We start from the raw sequence: 14,899 nt of genomic DNA, 5'->3' as shown, positions 1-14,899 counted from the left end.
TCATGTCCTTTGCTTCCCTCGGTCTCTCCGAGGCTTTAGTCGGCGCCATCGAAGCCGCCGGCTATACCCAGCCTACCCCGGTGCAACAGCGGGCCATTCCCGCCGTGTTGCAAGGTCGCGACTTGATGGTCGCGGCGCAGACAGGTACTGGCAAAACCGGCGGTTTCGCCCTTCCGATCCTGGAGCGGTTGTTTCCCAACGGTCACCCAGACAAATCCCAGCGTCATGGCCCGCGCCAACCGCGCGTACTGGTCCTGACCCCCACCCGCGAACTGGCGGCCCAGGTACACGAGAGCTTCAAGATCTACGCTCGCGACCTGAAGTTCGTCAGCGCCTGCATTTTTGGCGGCGTTGGCATGAACCCCCAGGTCCAGGCCATGTCCCGTGGCGTCGATGTACTGGTGGCCTGCCCCGGTCGCCTGCTGGACCTGGCCGGCCAGGGCAGCGGCGATTTGTCCCACGTCGAAATCCTCGTGCTGGACGAAGCCGACCGCATGCTCGACATGGGCTTTGTCCATGACGTGAAGAAAGTCCTCGCCCGCCTGCCTGCCAAGCGCCAGAACCTGCTGTTTTCGGCGACGTTCTCCAAGGACATCACCGACCTGGCCGGCAAGCTGCTGCACAACCCGGAGCGCATCGAAGTCACGCCGCCGAACACCACGGTCGAGCGGATCGAGCAACGCGTGTTCCGCCTGGCGGCCAGCCACAAGCGTGCCCTGCTGGCGCACCTGATTACCGCCGGTGCCTGGGAACAGGTCCTGGTCTTCACCCGCACCAAGCACGGCGCCAACCGCCTGGCCGAGTACCTGGACAAACATGGCCTGCCGGCCGTGGCGATCCATGGCAACAAGAGCCAGAACGCTCGCACCAAGGCCCTGGCCGATTTCAAGGCCGGCGAAGTGCGCATCCTCGTGGCCACCGACATCGCGGCCCGTGGCCTGGACATCGACCAGTTGCCCCACGTGGTCAACTTCGAGCTGCCGAACGTCGATGAAGATTACGTGCACCGTATCGGCCGTACTGGCCGGGCCGGTCGTTCGGGCGAAGCGATTTCCCTGGTCGCGCCGGACGAAGAAAAACTGCTCAAAAGCATCGAACGCATGACCAAGCAGAAAATCGCCGACGGCGACCTGATGGGCTTCGATGCCAGCACCATCGAGGCCGAGAAGCCTGAAGTGCGCGAACGTCCGGACGTGCGCAATCCGCGCAACGCCCGTGGCCCACGCGGCGACGGTCCGAATGGCGGCGGTGGCGGCGGCGGTCGCAAAGACAAAGGCAAGGACAAGGGCAAGGAAAAATCGGCCAGCAACAGCAATGGCCGCGGCGAACGCCCTGCCCGCGAGCAAAAGCCTCGCGAAGGCACTCCGGCCCGTGAACAGCAGCGCCCAGCACCGCGTGCCGCAGCCGATCGTGCTCCGGACGAGTTCCTCGATGACGATGTGGATAACTTCGGTAACCGCGTCGACTACGTGCCGCAGCAGAAACCGGCCCAAGGCCGCGGTCGCCGCCCTGGTGCCCCGGCACAGGGCGCCGGTGCAGGCGCAGGCGCTCCGCGCACCGGCCAGCCACAAGGTCGCCAGAACGGTCCGCGCAACAGCAACGGCTCGTCCACCGGCACACCACCGGCCAAGCGCAACGGTCCACGCAACGGTGCCCCCCGTGACGGCCAGGCCCGCCGCGACGACACCCGCCCGCGCCGCCCGGCCCGTGACGACCAGCCTCGCCAGGAACCCGCCGTGCAGAACCCGCGCAGCAACCAGCCGAAGATCATGCACAAGGAATCGAAAGCCGATCGTTTCCCGACGCCTGAGCAATTGGATCAGCTGCCAAGCCGTCCACGGGGCGAAAAACCGGCCTTGCTGACACGCAATCGCTGAGTTTTTCCAAGCCTTGAAAAAATGCCCCGGGTCTTGCGACCCGGGGCATTTTTTATTGGTGGGTCCGAAATTCAAATGTGGGAGCGAGCCTGCTCGCGAAAGCAGTGGGTCAGTCGCTGGTCTCTAGCATGTGTTGGCCTCTTCGCGAGCAGGCTCGCTCCCACAGGGTCTATGTGTGTTCCCTGCATCCTCTGCTGTCGGCAAATAAAAAACGCCCCTGATCGCAAGACCAGGGGCGTTTTTTTGTCAGGCGCGAAAGTTACTTCGCTTTGACACCTTCGAACGAGACGTACAGTTCGACCGCGTCGGATTTTGGCCCCAGGTCTTTCTGCTTGCCGAAGTCGGAACGCTTGATGGTAGTGGTGCCTTCGAAGCCGGCACGGTAGCCGCCCCATGGATCCTTGCCTTCACCCAGGAAAGTCGCCTTGACCACAACCGGCTTGGTCACGCCCAGCAGGGTCAGGTCACCGGTCACATCGGCCGTGTTTTCGCCGGTGGACTTGACGCTGGTGGACACGAACGTGGCCTTGCCGAATTTGCTGGCATTCAAGAAGTCAGCGCTGGCGATGTGCTTGTCACGCTCGGCGTGATTGGTGAACACGCTGGCGGTGTTGACGTTGAACTCGATCTTGCTGGCTTCAGGCTTGGCGGCATCGAAACTGAACTTGCCGTCGATGTCCTTGAAGGTACCCGTGATGTAGCTATAGCCCAGGTGGCTGATCTTGAAGTCGACGAAGGCGTGCTGGCCTTCCTTGTCGCCCACGTAGTCGGCAGCCATGGCCTGGCCGGCGGACAGCAGGGCAGAACCGATTGCCAGGGCGGCGAGCGTCTTTTTCAACATGCTTTCTATTCCTTTGGAGTCAAGGTTGAACATCAGGCTTCGCGCCCCAGCATTCGCTTGAGGGTCGCGTCACGGTCGATAAAGTGGTGTTTCAATGCTGCCAACGCATGAAGGCCGGAAAAAATTACCAACGCCCATGCCAGGTAAAAATGGATCTGGCCGGCGACGTCTGCCTGATCGGGCAGTCCGGACACCAGCGCGGGTACTTCAAACAGGCCAAACACCGGAATCCCGACACCGTCTGCGGTGGAAATCAGGTAACCGGCAATCATCACGGCGAACAGCCCGAGATACAGTGCGCCATGGCCAAGCTTGGCACTGACGCGAGTCAGGCGTCCGTAGGTTTCCAGGGTCGGTGGCGGCGGGCTGACAAAACGCCAGATCACTCGCAGCAGCATGACCGCCAGCAGCACCAGGCCGATGCTCTTGTGCAGGTCCGGCGCGTCTTTGCGCCAGGTGCTGTAGTAATCCAGGCCAACCATCCACAGGCCCAGGGCGAACAACCCGTACACCGCCCGGGCAACGGCCCAGTGGGAAACGATGCTGACCCAGCCATAACGAGAAGAAGAGTTGCGAAGCTGCATTGCTCATATCCTGTAAAAACTGCGCTCAAGACTAGCGACTTATCTATCGATTTAAAGCGGAAAATTTCGCTTTGAAATATCGAGAAATACGATCATCAGTCTGGAGGCGGTGGGTTAAGGAAAGATTAAAGCGAATGCGCTGCGTAATGGCGAGGGGGAACCAGAAGATCAGCTCGGCTGGAAGCCGTCATCGCGAGCGGGCTTGCGAGCCAGCGTGGGGCAGCATCTGACACCTTGCAATCGTTTGGTAGCGAGTTTGCTTACTTATTGACGCACTCAGGCCTGTAAGGATCCATGTCACATCTATAAGTTAATTGAGGGTCGTGCTTTTTCAGCACCATACGGCCGTTAGTGCAGCCAACGACACCAAACACTGCCAATAAAATTAAAGCCGTTATCAATTTCATGTTCGCTCCAGCTTTTATGAGCTTAAAGCTTTGAATTATCAGTTCACCGAGCATTCAGGCTTGTAGGGGTCAAACGTGCACCTGTACGCCAACTGAGGGTCTCGTTTTGGAATCATCGGAGTCATCAGAGGATCCCGGTATTCTCCATACACACACCCATACATCGAAACCAATACGACCATGCCATGAGTATTTTCATACGCGCGCTCCTGTGTTCAGAAGAGCCTAGATTCCCGGCTTGCCGCGCTCTATCGCCTGCTTCCGGTTAAAGGGTGGGAAGTTTCCGATATATCACCGAGGCGTGTAGGACGTCAGCAAGCCGTGGCGAGAGAGCTTGCTCCCGCTGGGCTGCGCAGCAGCCCCAAAACAGGGACGCTTCGCGACCCAGCGGGAGCAAGCTCCCTCGCCACAGGTTTGTCGACTGCCTTAAGTGAACAGCATTCGGCCTTTGTGCCGCGCTCTTTCCACCTGACCGTTACTGAGCCTTGGTCTCAGTAGCCGTCGCCGGTTTGACGGCTGGCTTCTTCACCGGCTCGGCCTTTTTCACCGGAGCCTTGGCCGGGGCTTTTTTAGCCGGGGCCTTGGCGGCTGGTTGTTTCGCCGCAGGTTTGGCCGCTGCTTTCTTGGCGGGCTCAACCTTCGCCGGGGCCGGCGCGGGAGGTTCCACCGGGGCCGGTGCTGGGGCAGGCGTTGGAGCTGGCGGCGGTGCTACCGGCTCTGGCGCCTTCACCGGCTCGGGTTTCTTGTCGTCATCCGAACCGCCAAACAGGTTGCTGAAGAAGTTGCCCTTCTTCGCCGCCACCGCACCGGCCGCCGCTGCGGCAACTGGTGCTACCTTGGCCGGTTCGAACGACTTGCCGGCCGCCAGATCTTGGACCTGGCTGGCTGCCCGCTCGCCGCTGCGCAACGCGCCTTCCAGGGTGCCTGGGTACAAGGTGTCGGTGTGTTCACCGGCAAAGGCTACGCGCTGCAACGGTTTTTCCCACAGGCGCCAGTACTTGCTGATCTGACCGGGGCCAAAGGCCAGGTAGGCGCCGCCCATGGACGGGTCGGTGCTGTAGCGGCGGATCTCATAGCCGGTGAACGCGCCACGGGCCTGTGGATAAAATGCGTGCAGGCGGATCAGCACCTGGTCGACCATCTGCTTGTCGCCGAAGGCCTGCATCACCCGGGCGTTGTCGCCGGACAGGTTGATGACCACGTTGGCGCCGCCCTTCATGGCCGGCTCGATCCACATCATGCCCAGGCCGGTGTTGCTGTAGATCTCACCCGACATGCGCGCCTTGCTGTCCCAGACCGGGGTCTTGAACTTGAGCATGATCTGGTCGCGCCAGCCGTAGTTGGTGCCTTTGATCGCGCCTTGATGCTGGGCATCCAGGGCCGGGGTCAGCTGGATCTTGTTCAGGGCCCGCAATGGCACCGCCAGCACCACGTAGTCAGCCTGGTAGCCGACGCTGCCGACCTTGACGGTCACGCCGTCCTTGTCCTGGGAGATGGCCGACACGGGCGAGTTGGTCTTGATGGTTTTCAGTTGCTTGACGAACGCCTGGGCCAGGACCGGACTGCCACCGAGCAAGCGCGAGGCCCGCAGGTCGCGGTCGGACACGCCGCGATAGACGCGGTTCTGCTGGGCGAAGTACAGCAGCGACAGGCGCGATGGCTCGTCATAACGGGTGCGGATTTCCTGGTTCACCAACTGCCGCGCCGTGGCCGGCAGTTGCAGACGGTCGAGCCAGTTGGACACAGTGATCTGGTCCAGCGCATGCAAGGTGTTGGTGGCCGCTGGGTTCTGCGGGTCATCGATGGAGCGCGCCAAGTCGTCCAGGGTGGTTTCGTAGCGCTTGAGGGCTTCGGCGGTGGCCGGCTGCTTGGTCGCCAGGTCTGCGGCGGTGAAATACGTACCGTCGATCAGGTAGCTGGGGGTCCGCACGAATTCCGGGGCCGGCGTGGTGCTCAGCTTGAAGGTGGAGACGTACTTGTTCAGCACCGGCTGGGTCTTTTCGTTGCCGATCCACTCGCTGGTGGCCATGCCCGAGCGGCCACCCAGGCTCGGCTTGGCTTCCAGCAGGGTCACGGCCCAGCCCTTGTTTTGCAGCTCGTAGGCCGCCGTCAGTCCGGCCAAACCGCCGCCGATGACGATGGCCGTCGGTTGCTTGTCCTTGGCCAGCGCCGAAACGCTGAACAGCCCTATCATCACCAGCGCACAGGCGCGCAGCCAACCAGCAGACATTCAACGAACTCCGGATTAAAACCTAGGAAATTTCAGCTTCGAGCCAGGCGGCTCGCGATTTTTCGAGCCAGTCGGCCCAGGGAACGGCGAAGAATACGTCAGCCATCAAAACGCCGCCAGCGACGTCTATCGCCTGGCTCAAAGTAGCGCGAATGACACAATGGGTTGTCCCCACGGCCGCCATTGCATAGGCTTGCGCGATTGTTTTGCCCGCGCCCGCCGCGAGCCGCCTCGAGGAGACTGTACATGGGCCTGAATAACCAGTGGATGCAACGCGACCTCGCGGTGCTGTGGCCTCCCTGCACCCAGATGAAAGACCACGAACAGCTGCCCCTGATCCCCATCAAGCGCGGTGAAGGCGTGTGGCTGGAGGATTTCGAAGGCAAGCGCTACCTCGATGCCGTCAGTTCCTGGTGGGTCAACGTGTTCGGCCACGCCAACCCGCGCATCAACCAGCGCATCAAGGACCAGGTCGATCAGCTGGAGCATGTGATTCTCGCTGGTTTCAGCCACCAGCCGGTGATCGAGCTGTCCGAGCGCCTGGTGAAGATGACGCCCAAGGGCCTGCCCCGGTGCTTCTACGCCGATAACGGTTCGTCCTGCATCGAAGTGGCGATGAAGATGAGCTTCCACTACTGGATCACTCGCGGCCAGCCGGACAAGAAGCGCTTCGTCACCCTGAGCAACAGTTACCACGGCGAAACCATCGCGGCGATGTCGGTGGGCGATGTGCCGTTGTTCACGGAAACCTACAAGGCGTTGCTGCTGGACACGATCAAGGTGCCGAGCCCCGACTGCTACCACCGCCCCGAAGGCATGGGTTGGGAGGAGCATTCGCGGAATATGTTCGCCGCCATGGAGCAGACCCTGGCCGAGCACCACGACACGGTGGCGGCGGTGATCGTCGAGCCGCTGATCCAGGGCGCTGGCGGCATGCGCATGTACCACCCGGTGTACCTGAAACTGCTGCGCGAGGCCTGCGACCGCTATGGGGTGCACCTGATCCACGACGAAATCGCCGTTGGCTTTGGCCGCACCGGGACGATGTTTGCCTGTGAACAGGCCGGCATCACCCCGGATTTCCTCTGCCTGTCCAAGGCCCTGACCGGCGGTTACCTGCCGCTGGCGGCGTGCGTGACCACCGACGAGGTCTACAGCGCGTTCTACGACGACTACCCGACCTTGCGCGCCTTCCTGCACTCCCACAGCTACACGGGCAACCCGCTGGCCTGCGCGGCAGCCCTGGCGACGCTGGATATCTTCGAAGAAGACAACGTCATCGAAAACAACCGAGCCCTGGCCCAACGCATGGCCAGCGCGACCGCCCACCTGGCCGACCATCCGAACGTCGCCGAGGTGCGCCAGACCGGCATGGTGCTGGCCATCGAGATGGTCAAGGACAAGGCCAGCAAGACCGCTTATCCATGGCAGGAACGCCGCGGCCTGGCCGTGTTCCAGCATGCCCTGGAGCGCGGTGCATTGTTGCGACCGCTGGGCCGCGTGGTGTATTTCCTGCCGCCGTATGTCATCACCCCGGAGCAGATCGACTTCCTCGCCGAAGTGGCCAGCGAAGGCATCGACATCGCCACCCGGGACAAGGTCAGCGTGGCGGTGCCGAAGGACTTTCACCCGGGTTATCGCGATCCGGGCTGACGACAAATTTCTCTGTGGCGAGGGAGCTTGCTCCCGCTGGCTGCGCAGCGGCCCCTCCTGGCGATTGCTGCGCAATCGAGCGGGAGCAAGCTCCCTCGCCACAAAAGCTCCCTCGCAGCAATGTCGAATTCAGATTCAATAGAGAACAAAACATGAGACTGTCCCGCTTCTTCATCGATGCCCCCCTGAGCCTCGGCGATCACGAGCTGCCTGAGGCCCAGGCCCACTACATAGGCCGGGTGCTGCGCATGGCCGAGGCCGATGCGGTGCAGGTGTTCGACGGCTCCGGCCAGGAGTTTCGCGGCACCCTGGCCGAAGTCGGCAAGAAACGCGTGCGGGTGCAACTGGACGAGCAGTTCGCCGGACAGTCTGAATCGCCGCTGCGTATTCACCTCGGCCAGGGCCTGTCCCGGGGCGAGCGCATGGACTGGGCGATCCAGAAGGCCACGGAGCTGGGGGTCAGCGAGATCACGCCGATTTTCAGCGAGCGCTGCGAAGTGCGCCTCAAGGACGAGCGCGCCGACAAGCGCTTGCTGCACTGGCGCCAGGTGGCGATCAGCGCCTGCGAACAGTGCGGGCGATCGACCGTGCCGGTGATCCACCCGCCGCTGTTGCTGGCGGACTGGTTGAAGCAGGCCGAGGCCGAACTGAAACTGGTACTGCACCCGGTGGCCGAGCCGCTGGTCGGCCATGACAAACCGTCCACACTGGCCTTCCTGATCGGCCCCGAGGGCGGCTTGTCGGATGCCGAGGTCGAGCAGGCCAAAGCCGCCGGCTACCACGCCGCCCGCCTCGGCCCCCGCGTGCTGCGCACCGAAACCGCGCCGGTAGTGGCGTTGGCGGTGGCGCAGCAGTTGTGGGGGGATTTCTGAAATCAGATACATCTCCTGTGGGAGCGAGCTTGCTCGCGATGGCGGTGGGTCAGTCAATATCGATGCCGACTGATCCGGCGCTATCGCGAGCAAGCTCACTCCCACAGGGCATCGTGGATGTCTGGACGGCCTATTGCACCGGCTCACTCGTCGGCTTGGCAATGATCGCCTTCAACTCGCTGGTCATCGGAAATTCCAGGTTCAGGCCCTTGGGTGGAATCGGTTTCTGGAACCAGCGATCGTAGATCTCGTTGATCTCCCCCGACTTGTACAAATCGGCCAGGGTCGCGTTGACCAGCGCCAGGAATTGCGGATCGTCCTTGCGCACCATGCAGCTGTAGATCACCCGCGATTGCTCCTGCCCCACCACCACCCACTTGTGCGGGTCGCGGGCCTTGGCCCGTTCGCCGTAGAGCAGCGCATCGTCCATGTAGAACGCCGCCGCCCGGCCGGTCTCGAGCATCTGGAAGGACTCGCCGTGGTCCTTGGCGCTGATGATGAACATGTCGGCCTTGTTGTCCTGGTTGTAGCTTTTCAGGAAGCGTTCATTGGTGGTGCCGGCGGTGGTCACCACGTTCTTGCCACGCAGGTCGGCGAAACTGCGAATGCCGCTGTCCCTGGCCGTCAGCAACTGGCCCTTCACGTAGATAAAACCATAGGAAAACGCCACTTGCTTCTGCCGCTCGGCTGTCACCCCGGTGGAGCCGCACTCCAGGTCCACGGTGCCGTTCTGCACCAGTGGAATGCGGGTCTGGGAGGTGACCAGGTTGTACTTCACGTTCAGTTGCGGCAATGCCAGTTGCTGCTTGATGCGCTCGACGATCTTGCCCGCCAGTTCCACCGAATAACCCATCGGTTTGCCGCTGTTATCCGCGACATAGGAAAACGGCACCGAGGCGTCGCGATAGCCCAGGGTGATGGTCTCGCTGCTAGCGATCTTGCCCAGCGTGCCCGCCGCTGGCGCCTCATTGGCAAAAGCCGGGGCGCTCAATAGCAGGCTCAGAGTGCAGCCGATCAACGTGATTTTTTGCATTGTTATTCTCCGTTGGGTAAGTCAGGCGGCGCGGGGCGTCAGGCCCTGCAAGTCGATGGAAGGTGTGTGCTGGCGGATCAGCTCGCTGAGCACGCGAGCGCTGCCACACGCCAGGGTAAAACCCAGGGCCCCATGGCCCAGGTTGAGCCACAGGTTACGGTAGCCGGTGGCGCCGATCAGCGGCACGCCGCTGGGGGTGGCCGGGCGCATGCCGGCCCATTCGATGGCACGGGAATAATCCCCAGCCTGGGGAAAAGTTTCCAGGGCCTGGCGCTTGATCAAGGCCAGGCGCTTGGGGTCCGGTGTCGGGTCGAAGCCGACGATGTCGACCATCGCCGCGATTCGCAATTGTTCGCCGATCCGCGCATAGACAACCTTGCGGTCGTAGTCGGTGATGCTCAACTCCGGCGCCTGATGCTCGGGACCAATGGGCACGGTCAAGCTGTAGCCCTTGAGCGGATACAGCGGCATCCGCACGCCGGGCAAGGCGAGCGCGGCGCTGCGGTGGCCGGCAGCGATCACCAGGTGCTCCACCGGCAGCCGCTGCCCGTCCAGCACGATGGCCTGCACCGCGCCATTGGCGTGTTCGATGGCGCTGACCGGCTGCCCCAACACGAACTCGCAGCGCCCCGAAGCGCGCAAACGTGCCGCCAATTGCTGGCAGAACCCATGGCAATCGGCGACCTCCTCATCCGGTGTGTAGATCCCGCCTACATACGGCACGCCGGCCAGGGCCGGTTCCAGGATCGCGCACTCGGCGGGGCCAAGCATCTGCTGAGAGGCACTGTCCGCCAACCCCTGCCGCGCGCGCCGGAAATGCCCGGCGTCGCGAAACGTCACCAGCTTGCCGTTGCGCCGCCACTCGAAGCCGTCGAGGTGGTCCTGCTCGCGCCAGCCCTGCAAGGTCGCCTGGCTCAACAGCGCCAGGCGCAGCAGGTGGGCGCCGTTGCGCCGATTGACCGAAGTCCGGCACGCGCCAATGAACGCAGCCATCCAGCGCCACTGCGCCGGGTCCAGGCGTGGCCGCAGCTTGAGCGGCGAGTCACCGCGCAGCATCCAGCCCAAGGCCTGCCAGGGCACGCCGGCATCCGCCAGCGGAGCGACATAGCGATAGGACAGCTGGCCACCGTTGGCGAACCTGGTTTCGCTGCCCAAGGTCTCCCGGGCCTCCACCACCGTCACGTCGATGCCGTCGCGCACCAGCGCATAAGCCGTCGCCAGCCCCACCACGCCACCGCCGATGATGCAAACCCGCTGAGCCATGTCCGTCTCACATCTGTTTTGAATGGCTTCAGGTTAGGGCCAGGTGACAGGCCGCGAACAATGAATAAAGATGGGGCCCCTATAAACAAAGGTTATGGGCTTGCCATGCGCCTTCGTCATATCGAGATTTTCCAGGCCATCCGCCAGACCGGCTCCATCAGTGGTGCGGCCCAACTGCTGCACGTTTCGCAACCGGCGGTGACCAAAGTACTGCAGCATGCCGAGCAGCAATTGGGGTTTGCGTTATTCCTGCGGGTGCGCGGCAAGTTGCAGGCCACCCCCGAAGCGTTGGAGCTGGAGCGCGAAGTCGACAAGGTCAGCGAGAGCCTGCAAGGTGTCCGGCGTCTCGCCCAGAGCCTGCGCCGCGAGCCGGGCCACAGCCTGCGGATCGGCGCGACACCGGCCCTGGCCTTGTCGCTATTGCCGGCGGCGATCCATCAATGCACCCGACGCTACCCGGACATCGTCTGCGAATTGTCCAGCGCCCACAGCCGCGAACTGACGCAAAACCTGCTGATGCGCGAAATCGATGTGGCCCTGACCCTGCAACCGCCCGATCATCCAGGACTCAAGGCCCAGGCCCTGGCCAGCGGCGTATTGGTCGCCCTGGCGCCGAGCGGTCATTGGCCCGAAGCGCAGGTGGGCCAGCCGATGCCGTTGCAGGCCCTGGCCGGCGCACCGTTGATCGGCCTGTCCAGTGCCGACCCGCTTTCCGCCAAACTGGACGGCTATCTCAAGGCCGTGGAACCGCCGCCGCGCATCAGCATCGCCGTACAGACCTATTCACTGGCCCGGGCCAGGGTCGAGGCCGGCGCCGGGCTGGCGGTGAGCGATCCGTTCACGGCGCGCGGCGCGTCGCGCACCCGCACGGCCATCCGGCCATTGTCGCCACCGCTGCCCATTTCGGTGTACGCCGTGACCCGAGCCGACGAGGCCCCGGTGCATACCCTCGGCGCGTTGCTGGAGATTGTTGCCAGCCAGGCCCAGGCGCAACTGGATCGCCTGTTCGCCGCCGCTCAGAGCACGTAGAACAGAATCGCCACGAAGTGCAGCAGACTGCCGGCCATGACAAACAAGTGCCAGATGCCATGGGCGTGGCGCAGCCGGTGGTCGAGGGCGAAAAAGATGATGCCAACGGTGTACAGCACGCCGCCCGAGGCCAACCAGGCGAACCCGCTGCCGCCCAGGGCCGCCAGCAGGGGTTTGACCGCCACCAGCACGATCCAGCCCATCACGGCGTAGATCACGATCGACAGGATCCGCGCTTCGGAACGCGGCTTGATTTCCTGCAGGATCCCAATCACGGCCAGCCCCCAGACGATCCCGAACAACGTCCAGCCCCACGGCCCGCGCAGGGTCACCAGGCAGAACGGGGTGTAGCTGCCGGCAATCAACAGGTAGATCGAAAAGTGATCGACCTTCTGCATGATTTCTTTTTTGCGCCCGCGCACGCTGTGGTAGACCGTCGAAGCGCTGTACAGCACCAGCAAGGTGAACCCGTAGATCGCCACGCTGACGATCTTCCAGGGATCGCCCGCCATCCCGGCGATCACCAGCAACCACACCGCGCCGATAAACGCCGCGACCGCCCCCACCAGGTGCGTCCAGGCGTTGAGTCGTTCCCCGTGATACATCCACTACCACCTCGCATTTAGAAACAGGGGCCAAGGCTCAGGCCTGGCGCGTCAAAGTGCAATGGTTTGCTTTTAACTTGCGATACCGCACCTGTGGCGAGGGAGCTTGCTCCCGCTTGGCCGGGCTGGCGCTCCAGTGCGCAGCGCTCACAAGATTCTTGGGGCGACTTCGCCACCCAGCGGGAGCAAGCTCCCTCGCCACAACAGCTCCCTTGGCCACATAAATCGCGTCGCCAGGAAGACATGGGGCACAATCGGGCCATACGAATAAGAGTCCGCCCCATGCTGATCGACGAAGAATTGACCCTGAAGAAACTCGAGGTGTTCCTGGCCTTCATGCGCACCGGCAACCTGGCGCGGGCGGCGGCCGAGTTGCAGACCAGCAACGTCAGCGTGCACCGGGCCATCCATTCGCTGGAAAGCGCCCTGCGCTGCCCGTTGTTCAAGCACGAAGGCCGCAACCTCACGCCGCTGGAAAGCGCCTATATACTGGAGGAACGGGCGCAGAAGCTGATCCAGGACGTGGTCGAAAGCGTGCGCCTGACCCGCGAAGCCGCCGGCTTCTCCGCCGAGCGCTTCAAGCTCGGCTCGCTGTATTCGCTGACGGTCAAGACCGTGCCGCAATTGATCATGGGCCTGAAGATCCGCCGCAGCGAACTCAATATCGACCTGTTCATGGGCTCCAACATCGACCTGCTGTACAAGCTCAAGAACATGGAAGTCGATGCGATCCTGGTGTCCCTGGACGACAGCGTCAACGACCCGGATTGCGAGCAGATCGCGCTGTTTTCCGATGACATCTTCCTCGCCACGCCGGCCGACTCGCCCTTTGCCCAGCGCAGCGAAGTCGACTTGGCCGAGGTCCGCGACGAGACGTTCATCACCCTGACCCAGGGCTTCGCCACGCATCAGGACGGTGTACGGGTGTTCAAGCAGGCGGGCTTCGAGCCGAAGGTGGCGATGCAGGTCAACGACATCTTCACCCTGCTGAGCATGGTCAGTTCCGGGGTGGGCTACGCTTTGCTGCCAGGCCGGATTGCGGCGGTGTATGAAAACCGGGTGAAGCTGATCCCGTTGCAGGAAAAGTACCGGTTGCAGCAGCACATTGGCGTGGTGTTCCTCAAGGCCAAGGAGCGCGATCCGAACCTGCTGGCGTTGCTGGCGGAGTGCCGGATGTATGCCAATCGTCAGGCTTGAAACCCGGTTGCCCCCAATCGCGAGCAAGCTCGCTCCCACAGGGACATGCGGTCAACTGTGGGAGCGAGCTTGCTCGCGATGGCGACAGTCCTTTCAATAAGTATTCAAGCCCTACCCCATCAACCCCCGCATAATCAGGAACAACAGCGAAGGCCCGAGCAAGCACCCAAGGGCGGTATAGAACGCCGCCGTCAGACAGCCATAAGGCACCAGCTTCGGATCGGTCGCCGCCAGGCCACCGGCCACGCCACTGGAAGTACCCATGAGCCCGCCGAAGATCACCGCGCTACGCGGGTTGTTGAGGCCGATGTACGGCGCCACGAACGGTGTCGCCACCATCACCAGGATCGCCTTGATCAACCCGGCGGCAATGGACAGGGCCATCACCTCGGAAGTGGCCCCAATCGCCGCCCCGGTCACCGGCCCGACGATGTAGGTCACGGCTCCCGCACCGATGGTGGTCAGGCTCACCGAATCGGTATAACCAAAGGCCATCGCCACGCCAACCCCGGCAATGAACGACGTACCGACCCCGACGAACAAGGCCAGCACTCCAACGAAACCGGCGCGCTTGAGTTCCTCGACACTCACGCCGAATGCCGTGGCGACGATGGCGAAGTCCCGCAGCATGGCGCCGCCCAGCAAGCCAATCCCGGACAGCAGCGGAATGTCCACCACGCCCTTCTGCCCACCGGTCATTGCCCCGCCGATGTAGGAGAGCACCAGTCCCAGCAGGATAGCGATCGCCGAGCCATGCAGGCGTCCCTTGGTGAAGGTATTGCTGATCCAGTAGGACACCCACATGGTGATGCCGACAATGGCAAAACCGCTGATCAGGCCGTAGCCGGTGATGACTTTCATCATGGATTCGTACATGGCAATCACCCGACCGTCTTGACGGAGATGTCGGCCTGAGGCCCTTTGTTGCCAATGCGCACCAGCACCGGTACCAACGCAAAGGCAATCACCACCGCCAGGGTCCCGGCCAGGATCGCCATCGGCCCGCCCTTGAGCGCACCGTAGACGTTTTGCTGTGCCGCCATCGCGACCACGATGGGGATGTAGACCGCGCTCCAGAATTCCACGCCGGCCTCGGATTTGCCCGTGAACAGGCCGCGTTTGTTCAGGTAACTGCCCAGGCCGATCAACAGCAGCATCGCAATGCCGACGCCGCCGACGTTGGCCGGCACGCCAATCAGCTTGCCCAGCAGCTCGCCGATGAAAATACCCGCCAGGGTACAAAAGGCCAGGAACGCCACACCGTAAATAATCATTCGTAGTCCTCAAAGTGCATCGTCGAAGTTGTTG

13 protein-coding genes are annotated in these 14,899 nt (G+C 62.8%); 5 read left to right on the top strand and 8 right to left on the bottom strand.

Annotation, left to right across the window (positions count from 1 at the left end):
- The first annotated feature begins 2 nt into the window (after positions 1–2).
- Positions 3–1,877, top strand: a complete 1,875-nt coding sequence (gene rhlE2 / locus HGO40_RS15970) for an RNA helicase RhlE2 (protein ID WP_250963793.1) — start codon at positions 3–5, stop codon at positions 1,875–1,877.
- A gap of 259 nt (positions 1,878–2,136) precedes the next feature.
- On the opposite strand, the gene HGO40_RS15965 is transcribed toward rhlE2, so the two are convergent.
- The 3 genes from HGO40_RS15965 to HGO40_RS15955 all read right to left on the bottom strand — a co-directional run bounded on the left by HGO40_RS15965 (position 2,137) and on the right by HGO40_RS15955 (position 5,939).
- Positions 2,137–2,718 carry a YceI family protein gene (locus tag HGO40_RS15965; RefSeq protein ID WP_250963792.1) on the bottom strand — a complete coding sequence of 194 codons (582 nt, stop codon included), beginning with the start codon at positions 2,716–2,718 and terminating at the stop codon, positions 2,137–2,139.
- A gap of 32 nt (positions 2,719–2,750) precedes the next feature.
- A complete protein-coding gene (locus tag HGO40_RS15960) occupies positions 2,751–3,302 on the bottom strand; it encodes a cytochrome b (protein ID WP_250963791.1) in 552 nt (183 codons plus the stop codon).
- Between the two features lie 882 nt (positions 3,303–4,184).
- Positions 4,185–5,939, bottom strand: coding sequence for a flavin monoamine oxidase family protein (locus tag HGO40_RS15955; protein WP_250963790.1), 1,755 nt, complete (start codon positions 5,937–5,939; stop codon positions 4,185–4,187).
- A 246-nt stretch (positions 5,940–6,185) separates the two neighbouring features.
- Between HGO40_RS15955 and HGO40_RS15950 the strand changes: the two genes are divergently transcribed.
- Together HGO40_RS15950 and HGO40_RS15945 are read left to right on the top strand one after the other, a co-directional pair.
- A complete protein-coding gene (locus HGO40_RS15950; RefSeq protein WP_250963789.1) occupies positions 6,186–7,592 on the top strand; it encodes an adenosylmethionine--8-amino-7-oxononanoate transaminase in 1,407 nt (468 codons plus the stop codon).
- A gap of 152 nt (positions 7,593–7,744) precedes the next feature.
- The gene (locus HGO40_RS15945; protein WP_250963788.1) at positions 7,745–8,464 is read left to right on the top strand and encodes a 16S rRNA (uracil(1498)-N(3))-methyltransferase; all 720 of its coding nucleotides are present in this window, start codon (positions 7,745–7,747) and stop codon (positions 8,462–8,464) included.
- A gap of 130 nt (positions 8,465–8,594) precedes the next feature.
- On the opposite strand, the gene HGO40_RS15940 is transcribed toward HGO40_RS15945, so the two are convergent.
- Together HGO40_RS15940 and HGO40_RS15935 are read right to left on the bottom strand one after the other, a co-directional pair.
- Positions 8,595–9,497, bottom strand: a complete 903-nt coding sequence (locus HGO40_RS15940; RefSeq protein ID WP_250963787.1) for a transporter substrate-binding domain-containing protein — start codon at positions 9,495–9,497, stop codon at positions 8,595–8,597.
- A gap of 21 nt (positions 9,498–9,518) precedes the next feature.
- Positions 9,519–10,760, bottom strand: a complete 1,242-nt coding sequence (locus tag HGO40_RS15935) for a D-amino acid dehydrogenase (protein WP_250963786.1) — start codon at positions 10,758–10,760, stop codon at positions 9,519–9,521.
- 105 nt (positions 10,761–10,865) lie between these two features.
- On the opposite strand from HGO40_RS15935, the gene HGO40_RS15930 reads away from it, so the two are divergent.
- The gene (locus HGO40_RS15930; RefSeq protein ID WP_250963785.1) at positions 10,866–11,789 is read left to right on the top strand and encodes a LysR family transcriptional regulator; all 924 of its coding nucleotides are present in this window, start codon (positions 10,866–10,868) and stop codon (positions 11,787–11,789) included.
- Here the strand turns inward: HGO40_RS15930 and trhA are convergent.
- Entirely contained in the window at positions 11,777–12,394 is a 618-nt protein-coding gene (trhA, locus tag HGO40_RS15925; protein WP_250963784.1) for a PAQR family membrane homeostasis protein TrhA, read from the bottom strand. The two genes, HGO40_RS15930 and trhA, sit on opposite strands and share 13 nt — an antisense overlap.
- 282 nt (positions 12,395–12,676) lie before the next feature.
- On the opposite strand from trhA, the gene HGO40_RS15920 reads away from it, so the two are divergent.
- Positions 12,677–13,591 carry a LysR family transcriptional regulator gene (locus HGO40_RS15920; protein ID WP_250963783.1) on the top strand — a complete coding sequence of 305 codons (915 nt, stop codon included), beginning with the start codon at positions 12,677–12,679 and terminating at the stop codon, positions 13,589–13,591.
- A 111-nt stretch (positions 13,592–13,702) separates the two neighbouring features.
- Here the strand turns inward: HGO40_RS15920 and madM are convergent, their stop codons facing one another.
- Positions 13,703–14,467: a malonate transporter subunit MadM gene (gene madM / locus HGO40_RS15915; RefSeq protein ID WP_186729218.1), complete on the bottom strand. Its 765-nt coding sequence runs from the start codon at positions 14,465–14,467 to the stop codon at positions 13,703–13,705.
- Positions 14,468–14,472: 5 nt separating this feature from the next.
- The gene (gene madL, locus HGO40_RS15910; RefSeq protein WP_250963782.1) at positions 14,473–14,865 is read right to left on the bottom strand and encodes a malonate transporter subunit MadL; all 393 of its coding nucleotides are present in this window, start codon (positions 14,863–14,865) and stop codon (positions 14,473–14,475) included.
- Between the last annotated feature and the right edge of the window lie 34 nt (positions 14,866–14,899).

Source organism: Pseudomonas sp. CG7, from assembly GCF_023701885.1.
GTDB classification, from domain to species: domain Bacteria; phylum Pseudomonadota; class Gammaproteobacteria; order Pseudomonadales; family Pseudomonadaceae; genus Aquipseudomonas; species Aquipseudomonas zanjanensis.
Note: the sequence above shows the minus strand (reverse complement) of the source record. Positions and strands in the feature narration are given on the sequence as shown.

What these genes read in the sequence shown, in the direction of transcription:
- rhlE2 (WP_250963793.1), top strand. Translation starts at nt 3, where the DNA reads ATGTCCTTTGCTTCCCTCGGTCTCTCCGAGGCTTTAGTCGGCGCCATC.
- HGO40_RS15965 (WP_250963792.1), bottom strand. Translation starts at nt 2,718, where the DNA reads ATGTTGAAAAAGACGCTCGCCGCCCTGGCAATCGGTTCTGCCCTGCTG.
- HGO40_RS15960 (WP_250963791.1), bottom strand. Translation starts at nt 3,302, where the DNA reads ATGCAGCTTCGCAACTCTTCTTCTCGTTATGGCTGGGTCAGCATCGTT.
- HGO40_RS15955 (WP_250963790.1), bottom strand. Translation starts at nt 5,939, where the DNA reads ATGTCTGCTGGTTGGCTGCGCGCCTGTGCGCTGGTGATGATAGGGCTG.
- HGO40_RS15950 (WP_250963789.1), top strand. Translation starts at nt 6,186, where the DNA reads ATGGGCCTGAATAACCAGTGGATGCAACGCGACCTCGCGGTGCTGTGG.
- HGO40_RS15945 (WP_250963788.1), top strand. Translation starts at nt 7,745, where the DNA reads ATGAGACTGTCCCGCTTCTTCATCGATGCCCCCCTGAGCCTCGGCGAT.
- HGO40_RS15940 (WP_250963787.1), bottom strand. Translation starts at nt 9,497, where the DNA reads ATGCAAAAAATCACGTTGATCGGCTGCACTCTGAGCCTGCTATTGAGC.
- HGO40_RS15935 (WP_250963786.1), bottom strand. Translation starts at nt 10,760, where the DNA reads ATGGCTCAGCGGGTTTGCATCATCGGCGGTGGCGTGGTGGGGCTGGCG.
- HGO40_RS15930 (WP_250963785.1), top strand. Translation starts at nt 10,866, where the DNA reads ATGCGCCTTCGTCATATCGAGATTTTCCAGGCCATCCGCCAGACCGGC.
- trhA (WP_250963784.1), bottom strand. Translation starts at nt 12,394, where the DNA reads ATGTATCACGGGGAACGACTCAACGCCTGGACGCACCTGGTGGGGGCG.
- HGO40_RS15920 (WP_250963783.1), top strand. Translation starts at nt 12,677, where the DNA reads ATGCTGATCGACGAAGAATTGACCCTGAAGAAACTCGAGGTGTTCCTG.
- madM (WP_186729218.1), bottom strand. Translation starts at nt 14,467, where the DNA reads ATGTACGAATCCATGATGAAAGTCATCACCGGCTACGGCCTGATCAGC.
- madL (WP_250963782.1), bottom strand. Translation starts at nt 14,865, where the DNA reads ATGATTATTTACGGTGTGGCGTTCCTGGCCTTTTGTACCCTGGCGGGT.